Source organism: Rhizobium mongolense subsp. loessense, from assembly GCF_900099775.1.
In the GTDB taxonomy this organism is placed as follows: domain Bacteria; phylum Pseudomonadota; class Alphaproteobacteria; order Rhizobiales; family Rhizobiaceae; genus Rhizobium; species Rhizobium loessense.
This window is the reverse complement of sequence record NZ_FMTM01000001.1, coordinates 506,581-522,502: the sequence shown is the minus strand read 5'-3', so window position 1 is coordinate 522,502 and position 15,922 is coordinate 506,581. Positions and strand designations below refer to the sequence as shown.

The following is a 15,922-nucleotide window of genomic DNA, read 5'->3' as shown; positions in this document are numbered from 1 at the left end:
ATGAGCGATACCGTAAACGTACAGGACAAGCAGGGCCGCAACAACGGCGCCGTCGTCTTCATGTGCGTGAGCTTCGTCATCGGTATGGCTGCGATGAGCTATGCCGCGGTTCCGCTCTACCGCATCTTCTGCCAGATGACGGGTTACAACGGCACCACGCAGCGCGTCGATCAGGCGTCGAGCGTCATCCTCGACCGCAAGATGCGCGTGACCTTCGACGCCAATGTGGCGTCGGGCCTGTACTGGGACTTCAAGCCGGTGCAGCGCGAGGTTAATCCGCGCATCGGCGAGACCATCCAGGTCAATTTCGTGGCGGAGAACAAGTCGAACGAGACGCAGCGCGGCCAGGCAGTCTTCAACGTGACGCCGGGCGAGGCGGGCGTCTACTTCAACAAGATCCAGTGCTTCTGCTTTACCGAAACGGATCTGAAGCCGGGCGAGAAGCTGGAAATGCCCGTGGTGTTCTACATCGACCCGGATATTACCAAGGCCGTCGAGTCGAAAGACATCCACACGATTACGCTGTCATATACGTTCTACCCAAAAGAGGGACCGAAGCCGGTGGCTTCGAACGAGGGTGGAGCGCAGAAGGTTGAAAAGAAACTTTGATTGAGGATCGTTTCCGGCTATGCCGGAGGCGAAGCGAAGGAAGACATCCGGGGATCTGACATGGCCGATGCGCATCAGAAAAATCACGACTACCACATCATCGACCCAAGCCCGTGGCCGATTCTGGCGTCGCTTGGCGCCTTCATCGTAACATTCGGCGGCGTCGGCTATATGCGCTACCTGAACGGCGGTTCGTTGCACCTCTTCGGTGTCGAGTGGGCCCAACCCTGGCTGTTTTACATCGGCCTCGTAGTGATCCTCTATGTCATGTACGGCTGGTGGGCCGATACGGTAAAGGAGGCCCATGAGGGTGCCCATACCCGCGTCGTCTCGCTGCATCTGCGCTACGGCATGATCATGTTCATCGCCTCGGAAGTGATGTTCTTCGTCGCCTGGTTCTGGGCCTATTTCGACGCCAGCCTCTTTGCGAACGAAGCGATCCAGGCGTCGCGCCTCGCCTATACTGGTGGCCAGTGGCCGCCGAAGGGCATTGAGGTTCTCGATCCCTGGCATTTGCCTATCTACAACACCGTCATCCTGCTGCTGTCCGGCACGACGGTCACCTGGGCGCATCACGCCCTGCTGCACAATGATCGCAGAGGTCTCATTCAGGGCCTGACGCTTACCGTCCTGCTTGGCGTCCTCTTCTCCGGCGTCCAGGCTTACGAGTACATGCACGCGCCCTTCGCATTCAAGAACTCGATCTACGGCGCCACCTTCTTCATGGCGACCGGCTTCCACGGTTTCCACGTGCAGATCGGAACGATCTTCCTGCTGGTCTGCCTGCTGCGCGCGCTGCGCGGCGACTTCACGCCCAAGCAGCACTTCGGTTTCGAAGCCGCCGCCTGGTACTGGCATTTCGTCGACGTCGTCTGGCTCTTCCTGTTCTTTTGCATATACGTCTGGGGCGGCTGGGGCGCCCCAGTCGCGGCAGGCTGATGGACCGATAGAAAATCAGAAAGGCGGGAGCCATCGGCGCCCGCCTTTTTTCATCGCTACCTTGACGCAGCGATCCGCTCGAAGGCCGATGGGTCCGCAATTCCGAGATCGAGTTGGTGCCGGATCGCCTCTGCGCATTCATATGGCGTCAGCACCGAGGTATCGAGCTCGAGATCGTAGATACCCGGCCTGTGCACCTCCTCCTGCCAGCGCCGCACGGGATCCGGAACAGGGACCTCGCCATTGCCTCTTTCATAAAGCTTCTCGCGCCCGGGCTCGTCGATGTCGCGGCGCTTCATGATGACGTCGAGCGGGCAGAGCACACCGACGAAGAGAACCGGGAAACCTTCAAGTCGCCGGGCGCAATCGGTGAGAATCCCGAGTGGCTGCGAATAGGCGTCGTGGTGACCGAGGTCGGCGACGACATTCAGCCCGAGCCCGGCATGGATGGCGATGGACTCGTAGAGTGCCGCGTAGAAGAACGGCACCAGCTCCTCAAGATCGGGGCGCTCGCCGCCGGGGCGGAGGCCAATGCCCGGCAGGTAGCGGGCCGGCGTCGCGGCATTGTAGACGTCGACGCCGAGGTTCATCCATGGTCCTTCGAACTGCTGTTGAATGGCTCTCGCGATCGTCGTCTTGCCGCTTCGCGGCGCCCCGTTCAGGATCACGATCTGGCCTGCAGGGTTCTCGTTGCTCATCGGCGTCTTCTTCTGTTTGGCGCGAATCGCTGAGGCGAAATCGCGCAGCTATTTCCTTTCGTCCTGCAGATACTTTATGGGAGAGTTAAGGCGCGGCTGAAAATGATCTCCAGCCGAAAGGAAGGCGATGAGCGAAGACAGTGCACATTTTCCCCCTGTGGATCCCGTAAGGACCGGGATGCGGGGCTGCTGCCCGCGCTGCGGACAGGGAAAATTGTTCGATGGCGTGCTCGCGGTGAAGCCACGCTGTGCCGCCTGCGGCCTCGATTATTCCTTTGCCGATTCGGGCGATGGCCCTGCCGTCTTCGTCATTCTCATCGTCGGCTTCATCATCATCGGCTCCGTGCTCTGGCTGGAGGTGAACTATTCGCCGCCGATCTGGCTACACATTCTGCTGTTCGGTCCGTTGACGATCGCTCTTTCGCTGGTTGCGCTACGCTGGTGCAAGGGCATCCTGATCGCCATGCAATACCGCCACAATGCCCGTGAAGGACGCATTTCCAGTGACTGATATCCATGCCGTGGCTGCGCGCCGCAGGCTGCCGGTCTTCACCGGCATTGCCGTGCTGATTGCTCTCGCCGTTCTCGTTTCGCTCGGCACCTGGCAGATGGAGCGCCTGCATTGGAAGGAGGGGCTGATCGCCGATATTGCGCAGCGCCGCGCCTCGGCGCCGGTGTCGCTCGCCGATATCGAGCGGATGCTTGCCTCGGGCGACGACATCGAATACCGGCCCGTCACAACAACCGGCCGTTATGTCAACAACAAGGAGCGACACTTCTTCGCCACCTGGCGCGGCCAGACGGGCTATTACATCTACACCCCGCTTGAGCTTGCCGGCGGGCACTACCTCTTCGTCAATCGCGGCTTCGTTCCTTTTGAGAACAAGGAGCCGGAAATGCGCATGCAGGGCCAACTGACCGGAGAGCAGACGGTCACCGGCCTGGCGCGCAACAAGCTGCCTGGAAAGCCTTCGTGGCTCGTACCGGACAACGATGTCGCTAAGAACATCTTCTACTGGAAAGACCTCGACGTGATGGCCGCAAGCACCGGTCTCAACAAGGCAAGCGTCTTGCCCTTCTTCGTCGATGCCGATTCGGCGCCCAACCCGAAAGGCCTGCCGATCGGCGGCGTCACCGACGTCGACCTGCCGAACAACCACCTGCAATATGCCTTTACTTGGTATGGCCTGGCGGCGGTGCTAGTCGTGATCGTCGCGATCTCGTGGTACCGCGGGCGCGGCAAGCCGGCCTCGCAATAGTATCGCTTCAATTCCTTCTTATATTGGGCTAGACAGCCCTATCCCAGATGACCGGACGTGACATGAACATAGCGGCGAAACCTCCATTGAAGATCAGGCTTTGCGGACCGCGCGGCTTCTGCGCCGGCGTCGACCGCGCCATCCAGATCGTCGTGCTGGCGCTGAAATCCTATGGCGCCCCCGTCTATGTCCGCCACGAGATCGTCCATAACCGCTACGTCGTCGAGGGACTGGAGGCCAAGGGCGCTGTCTTCGTCGAAGAACTCGATGAAATTCCGGCAGAGCACCGCGCCCAGCCCGTCGTTTTTTCCGCGCACGGCGTCCCGAAGTCCGTTCCGGAAGATGCGAACGCCCGCAATCTTTTCTATCTCGATGCCACCTGTCCGCTGGTTTCCAAGGTTCACAAGCAGGCGATGCGGCATAATCGCCTCGGCCGCCATGTCGTGCTGATCGGCCATGCCGGTCATCCGGAAGTCATCGGCACGATGGGTCAGCTTCCCGAGGGCTCGGTCTCGCTGATCGAGACGGTCGAAGACGCCGATGCCTATCAGCCTGCCGATCCCGACAATCTGGGCTACGTGACCCAGACGACGCTCTCGGTCGACGACACGGCCGGCGTGATTGCGCGTCTCGAGCAACGTTTCCCGAAGCTGACCGCGCCTGCCGCCGATTCGATCTGCTATGCCACGACCAACCGCCAGGAAGTGGTCAAGCAGGCCGCACCCGGCTGCGACCTCTTCATCATCGTCGGTGCGCCGAATTCCTCTAACTCCAAGCGCCTTGTCGAAGTCGCGCTGAGGGCAGGGGCAAAGAAGTCGATCCTCGTGCAGCGCGCCGCTGAACTGGACTGGAACGACATCGGTGCGATTTCGACGCTTGGCCTATCCGCCGGTGCCTCCGCGCCGGAAGTGATCGTCAACGAGATCATCGAGGCCTTCCAGGCGCGTTTCGACGCCAGGGTGGAGCTTGCGGAGACCGTCCAGGAAAACGAGCATTTCCTAGTCAACCGGGAACTGCGCAACATCGAGCTGACGACGGCCGACATGGCTTTTGTGAACGGGGATTAGGGGCTTGGAGCGTGCCGCTTACCCTCCTCTGCCGTGCCGGGCATCTCCCCCACAAAGGGGGACATCGGCTCTAGCACCGTCTCGGGCAATCGCGACGAAAACGATAGATTGCAAGGCAAGACGCATGCTTCCAATCTCCCCCCTTGTGGGGGAGAAGTCACGAAGTGACAGAGGGGGGTATCCCCATGCGCTTCACCACTCCCCTTAGCGTACTTAATGTGAGAGCCCTCCTTGGCAGTCTATACCGATATTTCAGAAGACGATTTGAAGTGGTTTTTGACGGAGTATGATGCCGGCACCCTGCTTTCCTACAAGGGAATTGCGGAAGGCGTCGAAAATTCCAACTTCCTGCTGCACACCACCAAGAATCCTCTGATCCTGACGCTCTACGAAAAACGCGTCGAAAAGGCCGACCTGCCGTTCTTCCTCGGCCTGATGCAGCATCTCGCCGCCCGCGGCGTGTCCTGCCCGCTGCCGCTGCCGCGCAAGGATGGTGCGCTGCTCGGCACGCTTTCAGATCGTCCGGCAGCGCTCATTTCCTTCCTCGAAGGCATGTGGCTGAGGAAGCCCGAAGCCAAACATTGCCGCGAAGTCGGCAAGGCCCTGGCGCAGATGCATATCGCCGGCGAAGGTTTCGAACTGAAGCGGCCGAACGCGCTGTCGCTGGACGGTTGGAAGCTGCTTTGGGATAAGTCCGAGGTGCGCGCCGACGAAGTCGAGAAGGGCTTGTCCGCCGAAATCAGGGGCGAGATCGATTTCCTCTCCGCCCACTGGCCGAAGGACCTTCCGGCCGGCGTCATTCATGCCGATCTCTTCCCCGACAATGTCTTCTTCCTCGGCGATGAGCTGTCCGGCCTGATCGATTTCTATTTCGCCTGCAACGATCTGCTTGCCTACGACGTCTCGATCATTCTCAACGCGTGGTGCTTTGAAAAGGACGGCGCCTACAACATCACCAAGGGCACTGCCATGTTGGAAGGCTACCGGAGTGTTCGGCCGCTCAACAGTGGCGAACTTGCAGCGCTTCCTGTGCTTGCGCGTGGTTCTGCGCTCCGTTTCTTCCTGACCCGCCTCTATGACTGGCTGACGACGCCGGAAGGCGCAATGGTCACCAAGAAGGACCCGCTCGAATATCTGCGCAAGCTGCGCTTCCACCGGCAGGTCGCATCGGCTGCCGAATACGGGCTTTCGGCATGAAGCACGTCGAGATTTTCACCGACGGCGCGTGCTCGGGCAATCCCGGTCCTGGCGGTTGGGGCGCGATCCTTCGTTATGGCGACATTGAAAAGGAGCTCTCCGGCGGCGAGGCGGAGACAACCAACAACCGCATGGAGTTGATGGCGGCGATTTCGGCGCTCTCGGCGCTGAAGACACCCTGCGAGGTCGACCTCTATACCGACAGCGCCTACGTCAAGGACGGGATTTCCAAGTGGATTTTCGGCTGGAAGAAAAACGGCTGGAAGACCGCGGACAAGAAACCGGTGAAGAATGCCGAGCTCTGGCAGGCGCTGGAGGAAGCCCGCAACAAGCATAAAGTGACGCTCCACTGGATCAAGGGCCATGCCGGCCATCCGGAAAACGAGCGTGCCGATGAACTGGCGCGCATGGGCATGGCGCCGTTCAAGAAGCGGTAGGGCGGCAACTCCGGGGAGGCGATATTGCGCATCATTTCGCTGAATGCCTGGGGCGGCAAGCTGCATCGGCCGCTGATGGACTATCTCCGAGCTGCTGAGGCGGACGTGCTCTGCCTCCAGGAGGTCACCCGTTCCGTCACCGTCAAGAGCGACTGGCTGGAATATCGCGATGGCAGCCACATCCTGCCGCAGCGCGCCAACCTCTTCGAGGAGATCAAGGCAGTTCTTCCGGAGCATGACGCCTTCTTCGCCCCGACGGCGAGAGGCGAGCTTTTTGATGACGAAAACCGCGTGCCTTCGGAATTCGGTATTGCGACGTTCGTGCGTCGGTCGGTTGCGGTCATCGGCCACGCGGTGGATTTCGTCCATGGCGATTTCTCAGCAGATAGCTACGGAGAGCATCCGCGCGCCCGCAACGCTCATGCCATTCGCCTTTTCGACTATGGGGCCCATCAAGCGATCACGATCGCCCACCTGCATGGCCTGCGTGACATGGCCGGCAAGGGCGATACGCCCGCACGCCGCGGTCAAGCCGATGCGCTGGTCAGCCTGATCGGGCAGACCTGGCGCAAGGGCGAGCGTCTCGTCGTCTGCGGCGACTTCAACGTGCTGCCAGGAAGCGTCATGTTCGATGTGCTGGGTGGACTCGGACTGACCGATCTCGTCACTTCCCGCGGCTTCACGGATACGAGAACATCGCACTATACTAAAGACGAGCGCTTTGCGGACTATATGCTGGTGACGCCTGAAGTCGGCGTCTTGAGCTTCGACGTCGTCGGGGAACCGGAAGTGTCCGACCATCGGCCGCTCCTGCTGGACATTGAGTAGCTGTCAGCGCGGGTTGCCTCCGATATCGACGCCTCGTCGTTATTCAGAATGTGAAACTGCTTAAATTGTGGGCATTGCAACGGACTGGTTCGCGGTCCAGGTGGGAAAGCCGTTGTAAATGAAGCATTTGCGAAAATTGGCATATGGCTTGCTTACCCGTCTTGTATGCAAGATAGCCATACATCCGAAAGCACACAGAGCAACATAGAAGAGGCCATCGTTTCGGGCATTCTTTCCGCCCGGATCCGGCCCGGCACGCGGCTGAGCGAAAACCAGCTGGCGTCAGTCTTCGGCGTTTCGCGCACCCGTGTGCGCGAGGCGATGATGAGGCTCGAAACGCGCGGCATCGTCACCGTGAGCCCCCGGCGAGGCTGGTTTGTGGTCGAGCCGTCCGCCGAAGAGGCGATGACCGTCTACGAGGCAAGGCGCGCTATCGAATCCGGCCTGCTGCGTGGCATGCGCGCGCTGACGGACGAAGGCCGCACGGTTCTCGTCTCCCACCTGGAGGAGGAAAAGGCTGCGATGGCTGCAGGCGACCGCCAGCGCCTGACCTGCCTCATGGGCGACTTCCATATCCGCATCGCCGAACTCGGCGGCAACCCGATCCTTGTCGACATCCTGCGCGATCTCACTGCCAGGACAATCCTGATTTCGATGCTCTATCAGTCGGAATTTCACGCAGTGCAATCTCATGAGGGGCACTGCCGCATCTTCGGGGCCATGGCAGCAGGCGATTTCGTCAAGGCCGCCGAGCTCTCCGTCGAACATCTGGACGAGGTGGAAACGGGCCTGGACCTCACGACCCGCCCGGACCCACTGTCGGAATTGCGCAGCTCCCTGTCGCTCCCTCCCAGGACCGTGTCTTCCCGACCCTCAGGCACACGAAAAACCGCAACTTCAAAGGAGAAATGAACACATGCTGACAAGAAGAACATTCTTTGCAATCGCAACGCTCGCAGCCGCTGTCGGCTTCGGTTCCGCTTCCCATGCCGATGCGCTTGCCGACATCACCGCGCGCGGTACGCTGCGCGTCGCCGTCCCGCAGGATTTTCCGCCCTTCGGCAGCGTCGGTACCGATATGGCGCCGATGGGCTATGACATCGACATGGCCAATCTGATTGCCGAAAAACTCGGCGTCAAAACCGAGCTCGTGCCGGTCACCAGCGCCAACCGCATTCCCTATCTGCAGACGAACAAGGTCGACCTGGTTATTTCCAGCCTCGGCAAGAATCCGGACCGCGAAAAGGTCATCGATTTCTCCACGGCCTATGCTCCCTTCTATAACGGCGTGTTCGCGCCAGGCGATCTTTCCGTCGCGAAGGTGGAGGATCTTGCCGGCAAGACGATCGGCGTCACCCGCGGCGCCGTCGAAGACCTCGAACTGACGAAGATCGCGTCTGCCGATGTCACGATCAAGCGCTACGAGGATAACAACGGCACGATTTCCGCCTTCCTCTCCGGCCAAGTCGAGGCTGTTGCAACCGGCAACGTCGTTGCCGCCGCCATCCTTGCCAAGAACCCCCCGAAGCGGCCCGAACTGAAGTTCCTGATCAAGAACTCGCCCTGCTACATCGGCCTCAGCAAGGAGCAGCCTGCGCTTCTCGAAAAGGTGAACGGCATCATCGCCGCCGCCAAGACCGATGGTTCGCTGAACGCCATTGCCAAGAAGTGGCTCGGCGCCGACCTCCCGAAAGACCTCTAAAACCCGTCCAGCATGGTCATCCCCGCGCCGCGGGGGTGACCACTCGTCGGTATTCAAAGAGGGGACAGTGTCTTGAGCTACCATTTCGAATTCGGTTGGCTGCTTCAATATTACCCGCAGATCGTCAAGGGCATCGTGATCACCATCGAGCTGATCTCGATCGGCGGCGTGCTTGGCATTTTGCTCGGCACCTTCTGTGCCTGGGTGCGCGCTCTCGGCCCGGCTTGGCTGAAGCCCGTCGTTGCGGCCTATGTCGAGCTGATCCGCAATACGCCGTTCCTGATCCAGCTCTTCTTCATCTTCTTCGGCCTGCCGTCGCTCGGTCTGCAGCTTTCCGAGCTGACGGCCGCCAATCTTGCCATGATCGTCAACCTCGGGGCCTATAGCTGCGAGATCATCCGCGCCGGCATCCAGGCGACGCCGAAGGGGCAGTTCGAGGCAGGCGCAAGCCTCGCCATGACGCCGTTCGAAACCTTCCGACATGTCGTTCTCGTGCCGTCGCTCCAGCGCATCTGGCCGGCACTCTCCTCGCAGGTGGTGATCGTCATGCTCGGCTCCTCCGTCGTGTCGCAGATCGCCGCCGAGGACCTGACCTTTGCCGCCAACTTCATCCAGTCGCGAACCTTCCGCGCCTTCGAAGCCTACATCGTCTCGACGGCCATCTATCTGGCGCTGGCGATCCTGCTCCGGCAGCTGCTGGTGGTGGCCGGCGGGTTCATCTTCCCGAGGAGGCTTGTCCGATGATCGAGTTCACACTTTGGGATATCCTGCGCAACCTGCTGCTCGCCACGCGCTGGACGGTTCTGCTCTCGCTCGTTTCCTTCATCGGGGGCGGCGCGGTCGGGCTCGGCCTGCTCTTCCTGCGCATCAGCAAGCGGAAGTCGCTGCGGGCGCTTGCAAAATACTACATCGAGCTTTTTCAAGGCACGCCACTCCTGATGCAGCTCTTCATCGCCTTCTTCGGTCTCGGCCTTTTCGGCATCGACGTGCCGGCATGGCTTGCCGCCGGCTTGGCATTGATCCTCTGGACCGCTGCCTTCCTCGCCGAAATCTGGCGCGGCTGCGTCGAAGCGGTTGCGAAAGGCCAATGGGAAGCCTCCGCCAGCCTCGGCATGGGGAGGCTGCAGCAGATGCGCTACGTCATCCTACCGCAGGCGCTGAGGGTCGCCGTGCCGCCGACTGTCGGCTTCTCCGTCCAGGTCGTCAAGGGAACGGCGCTCACTTCGATCATAGGATTCGTCGAACTATCGAAGGCAGGCACCGTCGTCACCAATGCCACCTTCCAGCCCTTCACTGTCTACGGGCTCGTCGCTCTTATCTATTTTGCGCTTTGCTGGCCTCTATCGAAGAGCAGCCAGATCCTCGAAAGGAAGCTCAATGTCGCTCATCGAAATCACTGAAGTCCGCAAGAGCTACGGCACGAACGAAGTGCTGAAGGGCATCAACCTGGATGTGGAGCCGGGCGAGGTCATTGCCATCATCGGCAAAAGCGGTTCGGGAAAATCAACGCTGCTGCGCTGCATCAACGGCCTCGAGACCATCACCCAAGGCTCGATCTCGGTAGCCGGCGCCCAGCTTCTGGACGACGAACTGCATCTGAAGGCGCTCAGGCTGAAGGTCGGCATGATCTTCCAGCAGTTCAATCTCTTCCCCCACCTGACGGCCGGCGGCAATGTCATGCTGTCGCAGTCGGTCGTCAAGAAGACGCCGAAGGCTAAGGCTGAAGCGGTCGCCCGCAAGATGCTCGACCGCGTCGGTCTCGGCCACAAGTTCGATGCCTATCCCGACGAGCTTTCCGGCGGCCAGCAGCAGCGTGTCGCGATTGCCCGGGCGCTTGCCATGCAGCCGATCGCGCTGCTGTGCGACGAGATCACCTCCGCGCTCGACCCGGAACTCGTCGCCGAGGTTCTCGCTGTCGTGCGCGAGCTTGCCTCCGAGGGCATGACATTGCTGATGGTGACGCACGAGATGAAATTCGCCCGCGACGTCTGCAGCCGGGTCGTCTTCATGCACCAGGGCCGCGTCCACGAAATCGGCCCGCCGGAAGAAGTCTTCGCCAACCCGAAGACCGCCGAACTCAAGCAGTTCCTTGGCGTGCATTAGGGAGGGGTTCCATCGCGTGTGCCATCCCGCCGCCTCGATGATCAGTTGGGTGATCTCATCGGGATGGGCGAGCAGCGAGAGGTGGCCGGCCTACAGTTCGATGGTCTTGGCTCCCATGCGCTTGGCCATGAAGCATTCGAGGTCTGGATTGATCGTGCGATCTTTCGTCGAAACGGCATACCGGCTTGGCTTCGAACGCCAAGCCGCCTGGGAGGTCTTGCCCGTAAGGGGAGCCTTTTTGAATGGCTCCTGGACTGCATAAAGCATCTTCGCCCTTGCTTCCGGTAGGTCGCCTGCGAAATCATGCAGGACTGCCGCCTCGCTAAGGCGCCCTTCGTCACCACCGAAAACGATGCCTGCGGAGGCCGGTGGCGTGGGAAATGTCTTGGCCAGTGCGACATGAGCCTCGCCCGCATCAGGCGCCCGCGCTGCGACATAAACGAGTGCACGACACGTTCCAATGCATGCCGGCTTCAGTTACGATCATCCCGGCGGAGGAATGCCCGACCAAAACCGTTGGGCCATCCTGCCGTGCCAGCACCCGCTGAACGCAGGATACCGCAGGCAACGAGAGCCCTTGAGCCTTCCGAGAAACCGGGCGCCTTCAGCTCTTGAATCGCGCCGCCTCTTCAGACCCGCGCGTCGCGTCTCCGGCGCTGTAGGAGTGAGCACCGGCGCCGGCGAGTTTGCCGCCGTCGACGATCAGATATTCCTCGCGGATCGGCTTGCCTTCGAACCAGCATTCGAGGATTTCCCGCGTGCCAGCGGCGTAGCGCGCCTGGGCGGAGAGCGACGAGCCCGAAATATGCGGAGTCATGCCGTGATGCGGCATCGACCGCCAAGGATGGTCTTTCGGTGCTGGCTGCGGGAACCACACGTCGCCGGCATAACCGGCGAGCTGGCCGCTCTCGAGCGCCCGCGCGACGGCATCGCGATTGCAGATCTTGCCGCGCGCTGTGTTCACCAGGTAGGCGCCGCGTTTCATCTTGGCGATCATCGCTTCGTCGAAGAGGTTTTCCGTCTCCGGATGCAGCGGCGCGTTGATCGTGACGACATCGCAGACAGGTACCATCTCAGCTGGCGTCTTGTGGAAGGTAACGCCGAGTTCCTTCTCGACTGCATCGGGAAGCCGGTGGCGGTCGGTATAGTGCAGCTTGACGTCGAACGGCTTCAGCCGGCGAAGCACCGCGCTGCCGATCCGCCCGGCACCCACCGTGCCGATCTCCATTCCCTCGACATCGTAAGAGCGCGCGACGCAGTCGGCGATGTTCCAGCCGCCTTTCACGACCCACTGATAGGAGGGGATATAGTTTCGCGCGAGGCTGAGGATCATCATGACAACATGTTCGGATACGCTGATTGAGTTGCAGTAGGTCACCTCTGCGACAGTGATGCCGCGGTCCATCGCGGCCTGGAGATCGACATGGTCGGAGCCGATGCCGGCAGTGATCGCCAGCTTCAGCTTTGCCGCCTTCGCGATCCGCTCGGCGGTCAGGTAGGCCGGCCAAAAAGGCTGGGAGATCACGATCTCGGCGTCGGCAAGCTCGCGTTCGAAGACGCTGCCGGGACCGTCCTTGTCCGAGGTCACGACCAGATTGTGCCCCTGGCTTTCGAGAAACTTCCTCAAGCCCAGTTCGCCGGAGACGCTCCCCAACAGGGCGCCCGGCTGAAAATCGATGGCCTTCGGGGTGGGAAGCGTCTGGCCGCCGGGATAGTGTTCGAGTTTCGGCAGGCCATCCCGCGCGTAGGCGCTCGGATATCCATCGACCGGATCGTCATAGAGGACGCAAACGACCTTTGCCATTTCCATCTCCCTTCAATTGAAAACGAAGGGGGAGGCCTCGAATTCTTCAAGGCTGCCGGTCAAGGCGGACGAACAGCAGGGCAATGTGCTCTGTTGAATGATCTGTGGCCAGCAGGCTCGCTCGCAGCGCTCCCGCGTTCGTAATTGGCACCAGTTAGGAAAGGTGGAGGAGCCGGACTTGGTTTCAAGTAGAGCCGTCGGGAAGTCACCGCAATCCCCTTGCCCTCTGCCTCGTTCCCTCTATTCTGCCGGCAACGCCATAGGAGACCAACATATGATCCTGCATTGCGTATTGCTGCGGCTGAAGGCTGCTATGACGGGCGAGGAGAAGCAGGCGTTGCTCGAATCGGTCGTGGCGCTGAAGCAGGTGATCCCGGGCATCCTCGATCTCAGATATGGCCCAAACGTCTCGCCGGAAGGGCTGCATGGCGGCTTCGTCGACGGCTTCGTGGTAACCTTCGAAAATGTCGAGGCGCGGGATGCCTATCTCGTGCATCCCGAGCATGTGGCCGTCGGCGAGCGCATCGTCTCCTCGACGGACGGAGGCCTTGCCGGCCTCCTGGTCTTTGATTTCAATCTCTGAGGGAAGCCGTAGGGCCAATCAGCTCGACTTTGCCATCGCCGCGGCGATCTGGTCGACATTGTATCGGAACATCTTCTCGTAGGTCGGCGCCGGTCCCTTCGCATCCGAAAGCGACTCGACATAGAGCTCGCCGCCGGGTTCCGCACCTGTTGCCTGTGCGACCTGCCTGACGAGTCGGGGATCGTTCGAGTTTTCGAAGAAATAGCTCTTCACGTGTTCGGCCTTGATCTGCTCGATCAGTTTGGTGACGTCTGCGGCAGACGCCTCCGTTTCAGTTGACATGCCCAGCGGCGCTAGGAAGCTGACATTGTACTCGCGGCCGAAATAGCCGAAGGCGTCGTGGCTCGTCAGCACTTTGCGCCGGTCGTCCGGAACCGTGTCGAATTTGGAATGGGCATAGGCGTCAAGCGCGTCGAGCGTCTTCGTGTAGCGCTCAGCATTGGCCTTGAAGATGCTGGCGTCCGCCGGATCGGCGGCCGATAGCGCCTTCTCGATATTGGCGACCCAGACCTTCACGTTGACCGGACTGTTCCAGATGTGGGGATCGGTGACGGTCTTGCCGTCCTCCTCCATCGTGCGGGTCTTGATGCCGTCGGAGACGGTGACCGGCGTCCCCTTGTAGCCGGAAGCGGAAATCAGCCGGTCCATCCAGCCCTCCAGGCCTTCGCCGCTGACGAAGGTTACCTGCGCGGCCTTCAGATGCTTGGCGTCGGCAGGCGACGGCTCGAACTCATGGGGGTCGCCATTCGGGCCGACGAGGCTCGTGACGTTCACGTGGTCGCCGCCGACTTGGCTGACGACATCGGCAAGCACGGTGAAGGAGGCAACTACCTTCAGGGCTTCGGCGGAGGCTGGTGCGGACGAAAAGGCGATCATCGCGGGAAGGGCCGCGGAAAGAAGCAGTCTGCGGGAAATCATCGAAGTCTCCTTGAGTTCAGCCCGTAAGACGCGGGCGCGGAAAGAGGCGCCGGGCAAGGCCCGACGGCGCGAAGAGGATGGAAAGCCCGTAGATCGCCGCCGCCGTCATGATGATGGTCGGACCGGAGGCGAGCTCGAGATGGTAGGAGGCGATAAGCCCGAGATAGCCGGAGAAGGTGGCGCTAATCACCGCGATCGCCATCATCGACGGCAGGCTGCGCGACCAGAGCTGCGCAATTACCGCCGGCAGCATCATCAATCCGACGGCCATCAGCGTGCCAAGCGCCTGGAAGCTGGCGACGAGGTTGAGCACGACGAGCAGCAGGAAAAGCACATGATAGACAGGTCCCCGGCCGCCGACGGCTTTGAGGAACCCCGGGTCGAAGCATTCGGCCACCAGCGGCCGGTAGATCGCGGCGAGAACGACGAGCGTGGTCGAGGTGATCGCGCCGATCTGGACGAGGGACGGAGCGTCGATCGCCAGAATGGTGCCGAAGAGCACATGCAGCAGGTCGATATTCGATCCGCGCAGCGAAACGATCAGCACGCCGAGCGCCAGCGACGCGAGGTAGAAACTTGCGAAGCTGGCATCCTCCTGCAGCACCGTGGTCCGGCTGACGATGCCGGAAAGCAGCGCGACGGAGAGCCCGGCGATAAGGCCGCCGATGCCCATGGCGGTCAGCGACAGCGATCCCGCAACGAGGTAGCCGATCGCCGCACCCGGCAGCACGGCGTGGCTCATCGCATCGCCCATCAGGCTCATGCGCCGTAGCATCAGGAAGACGCCGATCGGGCCGGCGCCGAGACCGAGGCAGAGGCAGGCGACGAGCGCGCGGCGCATGAAACCGTAATCCGCAAACGGCGCGAGGAAGATGTCGTAGGCCGTCATGCCGCATGCTCGCAGGCTCTCGCATCTTCGTCCCAGCGCTCGGCCATGGCGCGCGCCTTGTGAAGATTGGCGGGCGACATGACGTCGCCGGTCGGCCCCCAGCCGATCAGCGTCCGCGCGATCAGCAGCGTCTCCGGGAAATGCGCCCGCACTTGGTCGAAGTCGTGAAGCACCGCAATGACGGTCCGCCCGTCGCCGTGCCAGCGCGCGACGATATCGAGCAGGTCCTTTGTCGTGCGGGCATCGATGGCTGTGAACGGCTCGTCGAGCAGGATGAGCTTGGCATCCTGCAGCAACAGCCGGGCAAAAAGCACGCGTTGGAACTGCCCGGCCGACAGCGAACCGATATGGCGTTTCTCGAAACCTTCGAGCCCGACTGCGGAAAGCGCTTCGCGAGCCTTGCCGGTCTCATGCGCCAAGACGCGCCCGAAGGCGCCGCTGCTACGCCAAGCGCCAAGCAGCACGGCGTCGAAGACCGAGATCGGAAAGCGCCGGTTGATTTCGGCCGCCTGCGGCAGGTAGCCGAAATCCGTGCGTTGCAGCCTATGGGAAATCCGCCCCTCGGCGGGCCGCAGCTCGCCCATAATGGCTTTCAGAAGCGTCGATTTCCCTGCACCGTTCGGCCCCGCGATCGCCGTCAGACTGCCTGCGAGAATGGAGCCGGAAACATGATGCACCGCTGGGTGACGATCATAGGCGACGGTCAGGTTGTCGAGGGTGATCAGCGCGCCGCTCATGGCAGGACGATTGCCCAATGGATCGCCGTCCAGAGTGCCCCGACGAGAACGAGCACGCAGGCGACGCGGGACACAGCAGAGGGCAAGAGCAGACCGGAGGCGAAAGGCAATCTCTTCATAGGTGACGCTTCAGAAATGTAATAACATTACCA

The 15,922-nt window shown here is 61.4% G+C and carries 20 protein-coding genes and 1 pseudogene; 14 read left to right on the top strand and 7 right to left on the bottom strand.

The genetic code is table 11. The features are described 5' to 3' along the window. Together BLP23_RS02685 and BLP23_RS02680 are read left to right on the top strand one after the other, a co-directional pair. Complete coding sequence (locus BLP23_RS02685; protein WP_092583427.1) at positions 1-609, top strand: cytochrome c oxidase assembly protein; 609 nt, start codon at positions 1-3, stop codon at positions 607-609. A 60-nt stretch (positions 610-669) separates the two neighbouring features. Beyond that, positions 670-1,548 carry a cytochrome c oxidase subunit 3 gene (locus BLP23_RS02680; RefSeq protein WP_028739838.1) on the top strand — a complete coding sequence of 293 codons (879 nt, stop codon included), beginning with the start codon at positions 670-672 and terminating at the stop codon, positions 1,546-1,548. Positions 1,549-1,604: 56 nt separating this feature from the next. Here BLP23_RS02680 and BLP23_RS02675 read toward each other — a convergent pair whose 3' ends face one another. After that, positions 1,605-2,246 (bottom strand): chloramphenicol phosphotransferase CPT family protein, encoded by a 642-nt coding sequence (locus BLP23_RS02675; protein ID WP_092583426.1) that lies wholly within the window; start codon positions 2,244-2,246, stop codon positions 1,605-1,607. A gap of 127 nt (positions 2,247-2,373) precedes the next feature. On the opposite strand from BLP23_RS02675, the gene BLP23_RS02670 reads away from it, so the two are divergent. The 11 genes from BLP23_RS02670 to BLP23_RS02620 all read left to right on the top strand — a co-directional run bounded on the left by BLP23_RS02670 (position 2,374) and on the right by BLP23_RS02620 (position 10,839). Further along, the gene (locus tag BLP23_RS02670) at positions 2,374-2,757 is read left to right on the top strand and encodes a DUF983 domain-containing protein (RefSeq protein ID WP_092583425.1); all 384 of its coding nucleotides are present in this window, start codon (positions 2,374-2,376) and stop codon (positions 2,755-2,757) included. Next, positions 2,750-3,505 carry an SURF1 family protein gene (locus tag BLP23_RS02665; RefSeq protein ID WP_092583424.1) on the top strand — a complete coding sequence of 252 codons (756 nt, stop codon included), beginning with the start codon at positions 2,750-2,752 and terminating at the stop codon, positions 3,503-3,505. Before BLP23_RS02670 ends, BLP23_RS02665 begins: the two co-directional genes overlap by 8 nt. A gap of 62 nt (positions 3,506-3,567) precedes the next feature. Continuing rightward, the gene (gene ispH, locus BLP23_RS02660) at positions 3,568-4,572 is read left to right on the top strand and encodes a 4-hydroxy-3-methylbut-2-enyl diphosphate reductase (RefSeq protein WP_092583423.1); all 1,005 of its coding nucleotides are present in this window, start codon (positions 3,568-3,570) and stop codon (positions 4,570-4,572) included. Between the two features lie 231 nt (positions 4,573-4,803). After that, positions 4,804-5,769 (top strand): homoserine kinase, encoded by a 966-nt coding sequence (locus tag BLP23_RS02655; RefSeq protein ID WP_092583422.1) that lies wholly within the window; start codon positions 4,804-4,806, stop codon positions 5,767-5,769. Continuing rightward, entirely contained in the window at positions 5,766-6,206 is a 441-nt protein-coding gene (gene rnhA / locus BLP23_RS02650) for a ribonuclease HI (RefSeq protein WP_092583421.1), read from the top strand. The genes BLP23_RS02655 and rnhA overlap by 4 nt, the downstream gene beginning before the upstream one ends. A gap of 24 nt (positions 6,207-6,230) precedes the next feature. Next, on the top strand, positions 6,231-7,034 hold the full coding sequence (locus BLP23_RS02645) for an endonuclease/exonuclease/phosphatase family protein (protein WP_092583420.1): 804 nt from the start codon (positions 6,231-6,233) through the stop codon (positions 7,032-7,034). Positions 7,035-7,199: 165 nt separating this feature from the next. Further along, positions 7,200-7,946: a GntR family transcriptional regulator gene (locus tag BLP23_RS02640; protein WP_092583419.1), complete on the top strand. Its 747-nt coding sequence runs from the start codon at positions 7,200-7,202 to the stop codon at positions 7,944-7,946. 4 nt (positions 7,947-7,950) lie between these two features. Beyond that, the gene (locus BLP23_RS02635) at positions 7,951-8,736 is read left to right on the top strand and encodes a transporter substrate-binding domain-containing protein (protein ID WP_092583418.1); all 786 of its coding nucleotides are present in this window, start codon (positions 7,951-7,953) and stop codon (positions 8,734-8,736) included. 72 nt (positions 8,737-8,808) lie between these two features. Continuing rightward, complete coding sequence (locus BLP23_RS02630) at positions 8,809-9,480, top strand: amino acid ABC transporter permease (RefSeq protein WP_022716465.1); 672 nt, start codon at positions 8,809-8,811, stop codon at positions 9,478-9,480. Then, positions 9,477-10,136, top strand: coding sequence for an amino acid ABC transporter permease (locus BLP23_RS02625; protein ID WP_074066911.1), 660 nt, complete (start codon positions 9,477-9,479; stop codon positions 10,134-10,136). Before BLP23_RS02630 ends, BLP23_RS02625 begins: the two co-directional genes overlap by 4 nt. Next, entirely contained in the window at positions 10,114-10,839 is a 726-nt protein-coding gene (locus BLP23_RS02620; protein WP_092583417.1) for an amino acid ABC transporter ATP-binding protein, read from the top strand. Before BLP23_RS02625 ends, BLP23_RS02620 begins: the two co-directional genes overlap by 23 nt. Before the next feature lie 15 nt (positions 10,840-10,854). On the opposite strand, the pseudogene BLP23_RS02615 reads toward BLP23_RS02620, so the two are convergent. Continuing rightward, positions 10,855-11,401: pseudogene (locus BLP23_RS02615) on the bottom strand (alpha/beta hydrolase); the annotation flags it as partial. A 42-nt stretch (positions 11,402-11,443) separates the two neighbouring features. Further along, the gene (locus BLP23_RS02610; RefSeq protein WP_167363821.1) at positions 11,444-12,643 is read right to left on the bottom strand and encodes an NAD-dependent formate dehydrogenase; all 1,200 of its coding nucleotides are present in this window, start codon (positions 12,641-12,643) and stop codon (positions 11,444-11,446) included. A gap of 274 nt (positions 12,644-12,917) precedes the next feature. Between BLP23_RS02610 and BLP23_RS02605 the strand changes: the two genes are divergently transcribed. Continuing rightward, a complete protein-coding gene (locus BLP23_RS02605) occupies positions 12,918-13,226 on the top strand; it encodes a Dabb family protein (RefSeq protein WP_092583415.1) in 309 nt (102 codons plus the stop codon). Positions 13,227-13,244: 18 nt separating this feature from the next. Here BLP23_RS02605 and BLP23_RS02600 read toward each other — a convergent pair whose 3' ends face one another. From BLP23_RS02600 to BLP23_RS34910, 4 genes are read right to left on the bottom strand one after another with little or no spacing between them, the layout of a single operon-like run. Continuing rightward, the gene (locus BLP23_RS02600; RefSeq protein ID WP_092583414.1) at positions 13,245-14,144 is read right to left on the bottom strand and encodes a metal ABC transporter substrate-binding protein; all 900 of its coding nucleotides are present in this window, start codon (positions 14,142-14,144) and stop codon (positions 13,245-13,247) included. Between the two features lie 16 nt (positions 14,145-14,160). After that, positions 14,161-15,033 carry a metal ABC transporter permease gene (locus BLP23_RS02595; protein WP_092583413.1) on the bottom strand — a complete coding sequence of 291 codons (873 nt, stop codon included), beginning with the start codon at positions 15,031-15,033 and terminating at the stop codon, positions 14,161-14,163. After that, on the bottom strand, positions 15,030-15,770 hold the full coding sequence (locus tag BLP23_RS02590) for a metal ABC transporter ATP-binding protein (protein ID WP_092583412.1): 741 nt from the start codon (positions 15,768-15,770) through the stop codon (positions 15,030-15,032). Before BLP23_RS02590 ends, BLP23_RS02595 begins: the two co-directional genes overlap by 4 nt. Further along, positions 15,767-15,889, bottom strand: coding sequence for a hypothetical protein (locus tag BLP23_RS34910; RefSeq protein WP_267890062.1), 123 nt, complete (start codon positions 15,887-15,889; stop codon positions 15,767-15,769). The genes BLP23_RS02590 and BLP23_RS34910 overlap by 4 nt, the downstream gene beginning before the upstream one ends. Positions 15,890-15,922: the final 33 nt, after the last annotated feature.

Coding starts and splice junctions, on each gene's coding strand:
- BLP23_RS02685 (WP_092583427.1), top strand. CDS start 1: ATGAGCGATACCGTAAACGTACAGGACAAGCAGGGCCGCAACAACGGC.
- BLP23_RS02680 (WP_028739838.1), top strand. CDS start 670: ATGGCCGATGCGCATCAGAAAAATCACGACTACCACATCATCGACCCA.
- BLP23_RS02675 (WP_092583426.1), bottom strand. CDS start 2,246: ATGAGCAACGAGAACCCTGCAGGCCAGATCGTGATCCTGAACGGGGCG.
- BLP23_RS02670 (WP_092583425.1), top strand. CDS start 2,374: ATGAGCGAAGACAGTGCACATTTTCCCCCTGTGGATCCCGTAAGGACC.
- ispH (WP_092583423.1), top strand. CDS start 3,568: ATGAACATAGCGGCGAAACCTCCATTGAAGATCAGGCTTTGCGGACCG.
- rnhA (WP_092583421.1), top strand. CDS start 5,766: ATGAAGCACGTCGAGATTTTCACCGACGGCGCGTGCTCGGGCAATCCC.
- BLP23_RS02640 (WP_092583419.1), top strand. CDS start 7,200: ATGCAAGATAGCCATACATCCGAAAGCACACAGAGCAACATAGAAGAG.
- BLP23_RS02635 (WP_092583418.1), top strand. CDS start 7,951: ATGCTGACAAGAAGAACATTCTTTGCAATCGCAACGCTCGCAGCCGCT.
- BLP23_RS02625 (WP_074066911.1), top strand. CDS start 9,477: ATGATCGAGTTCACACTTTGGGATATCCTGCGCAACCTGCTGCTCGCC.
- BLP23_RS02620 (WP_092583417.1), top strand. CDS start 10,114: ATGTCGCTCATCGAAATCACTGAAGTCCGCAAGAGCTACGGCACGAAC.
- BLP23_RS02610 (WP_167363821.1), bottom strand. CDS start 12,643: ATGGCAAAGGTCGTTTGCGTCCTCTATGACGATCCGGTCGATGGATAT.
- BLP23_RS02605 (WP_092583415.1), top strand. CDS start 12,918: ATGATCCTGCATTGCGTATTGCTGCGGCTGAAGGCTGCTATGACGGGC.
- BLP23_RS02600 (WP_092583414.1), bottom strand. CDS start 14,144: ATGATTTCCCGCAGACTGCTTCTTTCCGCGGCCCTTCCCGCGATGATC.
- BLP23_RS02595 (WP_092583413.1), bottom strand. CDS start 15,033: ATGACGGCCTACGACATCTTCCTCGCGCCGTTTGCGGATTACGGTTTC.
- BLP23_RS02590 (WP_092583412.1), bottom strand. CDS start 15,770: ATGAGCGGCGCGCTGATCACCCTCGACAACCTGACCGTCGCCTATGAT.
- BLP23_RS34910 (WP_267890062.1), bottom strand. CDS start 15,889: ATGAAGAGATTGCCTTTCGCCTCCGGTCTGCTCTTGCCCTCTGCTGTG.